The organism is Streptomyces sp. NPDC058291, from assembly GCF_042880855.1.
Lineage (GTDB): Bacteria > Actinomycetota > Actinomycetes > Streptomycetales > Streptomycetaceae > Streptomyces.
On the sequence record NZ_JBHVYK010000068.1, the window covers coordinates 1 to 3,296 of the forward strand.

Sequence of the window (3,296 nt, forward strand, 5' to 3'; positions counted from 1 at the left end):
CTACGTCGCCTGGACCGCCCCCGGCACCGCCGAGGACCTCGCCCAGGCGCTCGACCACTGGTTCGGCGCAGGCCGCGTCGCGCAGTCCGCCGGCCGGTGAGCGCCGCCGGCACCCTTGACGAAGGAGTGAACACATGGCCAGGGAGGTAATCGTCGTCGGGGCCGGCCCGGTCGGTCTGATGACGGCGGGCGAACTCAGGCTCCGCGGCGTGGACGTCGTCGTCTACGAGCGGCTGCCCGCCCCGACGCGCCAGTCGCGCGGCGCGAGCTTCACCAAGCGCACCGCCGAGTGCTTCGACCAGCGGGGCCTGCTCGACCGTCTCGGCGCCACCGAGCCCGCCGACAGCCACTTCGGCGGACTCCCGATCGACCTCGGCATGCTGGCCGAGGACCACTACGGGCACCGGGGGGTCTCCCAGTTCCGCACCGAACGGATGCTGGAGGACTGGGTGGGCGAACTCGGCGTGCCGGTCCTGCGCGGCCGCGAGGTGACCGCTCTGCGCCAGAGCGACGACGAGGTCGTGGTGAGCGTCGACGGCCCCGACGGGGCGGCCGGGGAGAGCGCCGCCTACCTCGTCGGCTGCGACGGCGGACGCAGCACCGTGCGCAGACTGGCCGGGATCGCGTTCCCCGGCACCGACGGCCGGCGCGGCTTCCTCACCGCCGACGTCACCGGGATCGACACCCGCAGACGGCGCATCGGCGAGGACCTGCCGGGCGGCAGCATGGTGATGGCGATGGACCTGGAGAACGGAGTCACCCGGGTCGTCGTCCACGAGGCGGGCACGCCGCCGCCCCGCGACCGCGACGCGATCGCCTTCGCCGACCTCGCCGACGCTTGGCAGCGGCTCACCGGCGAGTCCATCCACCACGGGCAGTGCCGCTGGATCAGCTGCTTCACCGACGCCTCACGGGCCGCCGCCGAGTACCGGCGCGGCCGGGTGTTCCTGGCGGGCGACGCCGCGCACGTGCAGCCCCCGGCGATGGCGCAGGGGCTGAGCGTGGGCGTGCAGGACGCGGTGAACCTCGGCTGGAAGCTGGCGGCGACGGTGCAGGGCCGGGCCCCCGAAGGCCTGCTCGACACCTACCACGCCGAACGCCACCCCGTCGGCGAGCAGTTGGCGCGCAACGCCCGCGCGGCGATCGAACTGCGGCTCACCGGCGAGGACATGGACCCGGTCCGCGAGGTCGTGGGCGAGCTGCTGACCCACAAGGACGCCGCCGAGTACGCGGCGGGCATGCTGAGCAACCTCGGCGTCCGCTACGACCTGGCCAAGGGCGACCACCCCCTGCTCGGCCGGCGCATGCCCCCCGAGACCGCCCTCGCGCTCCCCGACGGCGGCCGGGTCCGCGTCGCCGAACTCCTGCGCTCCGGACGCGGTCTGCTCCTGACCTCCGACGCCGCCACCGCCCGCGTCGCGGACGGCCACACCGACCGCGTCGACGTCGTCACCGCCACCGTCGACACCGCGCCCGGCGTCCCGGCCGCCGCCCCGCTCGACGCCGTCCTCGTCCGCCCCGACGGCTACGTCGCCTGGACCGCCCCCGGCACCGCCGAGGACCTCGCCCAGGCGCTCGACTGCTGGTTCGGCAGCGGCCACCGGCCCTCCAGCCGCCCTCGACCGAAGGGCTGGGGGCCCCGGCCAGACTGCCAGGACCTGTCTTGACGCCGGGCGCCGGCGCCGAGACGGCCTCTACGACACTAACCACGAAGGATCTGGTGGAATGGCTGGCACCGAACAGGATCAGGTGAGTGGAAAGCCCCATGTGGTCGTCATCGGGGGTGGCATCGCGGGACTGGCGGCGGCGTTCCAGCTCCGCGACGAGCCGGTCCGGGTGACGGTCCTGGAGGCGTCCTCCCGGCTCGGCGGGAAGCTGTCGGTCTCCGAGGTGGCGGGAGTTCCCGTCGACGAGGGAGCCGAGTCGCTGTACGCCAACCGGCGCAGGACGACCGGGCTGATCGCGGACGCCGGACTCGGCGAGAAGATCATGTCGGCCGGCGTCACCGCGTCGGCGATCTGGACCGGGGGAGGGATCCGGCGGCAGCCGGACCGTCAGTTCATGGGCGTGCCCTGCGACATGGACGATCTGGCCAGGTCCGGTGTGGTCTCCGCCGAGGGCGTCGAGCGGGCCCGGCAGGACCTGGTGCTGCCCTCGTTCGACCGGGAGGGCGACGTCTCGGTCGCGGACTACGTGGGCGGGCGCTTCGGCCAGGAGGTCGTGGACCGCCTGGTCGAACCGTTCCTCGCCGGCGTGTTCGCCGGCCGCGCCGCGGACCTGTCCTTCGAGGCCACGCTGACGCCGCTGGCGAAGGCCGCCCGTTCGCACGTCTCGCTGGCGGACGCGGCGGGCTCGCTGACGCCCGTGCTCGCCGAGGGACAGAAGCCGCCGCCCGTGCGGGTGGCGACCCTCGACGGCGGATTCGGCTCCCTGCCCGCCGTGCTCGTGCGCGAGGTGCTGAAGGCCGCGCCCGACGCGTCGGTGCGCACCGACGCCCCGGTCCGGGAGCTGACCCGCGGCGCGGACGGCTGGCGGGTGACCGTGGGCACGGCCGCCGCCCCGGAGCACCTCGACGCGGACGCCGTCGTCATCGCCGTTCCGGCCGGGCCCGCGGGCAGGCTGCTCGCCGAGGTCCCCGGAGCCGCCCCGGCCGTCTCGGCGTTCGCCGAGGTGCCCTACTCCGACGTCGCGGTGGTCACCCTCGCCTATCCCCGCGCGGCCTTCCCCGGCGGGCTCTCGGGCCGCGGGTACGCCGCCTACCGGGTGCCCGCGCCGGAGGGCAAGGCCGTCAAGGAGGTCACCTTCACCACCGTGAAGTGGCCGCACCTGGCCGGTGAGGTGGAGATCGTCCGCTGCTCGATCGGCCGCTTCGGCGAGGAGGACCTGCTGCGGCGCGACGACGCCGATCTCGTGGCGCTGGCGACCGCGGAACTGGCCGAGGCCACGGGCGTGCGGGGCGTCCCGGTGGCCAGCCGGGTCAGCCGCTGGCAGGACGCCCTGCCGCAGTACACCGTCGGCCACTTCGAGCGGGTCCGGCGGATCCGCGAGACGGTGGCCGCGCAGCCCGGCCTCGCCGTGTGCGGCGCCCTGTACGACGGTGTGGGCGTCGGCGTGTGCATGGCCTCCGCGCGGCAGGCCACCGAGCAGGTCCTGGCCTGGGTGAAGCAGAACGCCGCCGCCCGTCCGGCGGCGGTCGGGGCCTGAACCGCCCCCCGCGACACAGAAGCGGGCGGGGCGCGATAACGGGGCGGGCGCAGCCGTCGAGGGGGCACGGGTGGAGCGCGGCCGGCGCCCCC

The 3,296-nt window shown here is 75.3% G+C and carries 2 protein-coding genes; both read left to right on the top strand.

Translation table 11 applies throughout. The features are described from left to right. The first annotated feature begins 134 nt into the window (after positions 1–134). On the top strand, positions 135–1,667 hold the full coding sequence (locus ACFVYK_RS28010; RefSeq protein ID WP_389778796.1) for an FAD-dependent monooxygenase: 1,533 nt from the start codon (positions 135–137) through the stop codon (positions 1,665–1,667). A gap of 58 nt (positions 1,668–1,725) precedes the next feature. Then, positions 1,726–3,204, top strand: coding sequence for a protoporphyrinogen oxidase (gene hemG / locus ACFVYK_RS28015; protein ID WP_389778798.1), 1,479 nt, complete (start codon positions 1,726–1,728; stop codon positions 3,202–3,204). Positions 3,205–3,296: the final 92 nt, after the last annotated feature.

Excerpts from the sequence above, each read along its gene's own strand:
- hemG (WP_389778798.1), top strand. The coding sequence starts at position 1,726 with ATGGCTGGCACCGAACAGGATCAGGTGAGTGGAAAGCCCCATGTGGTC.
- ACFVYK_RS28010 (WP_389778796.1), top strand. The coding sequence starts at position 135 with ATGGCCAGGGAGGTAATCGTCGTCGGGGCCGGCCCGGTCGGTCTGATG.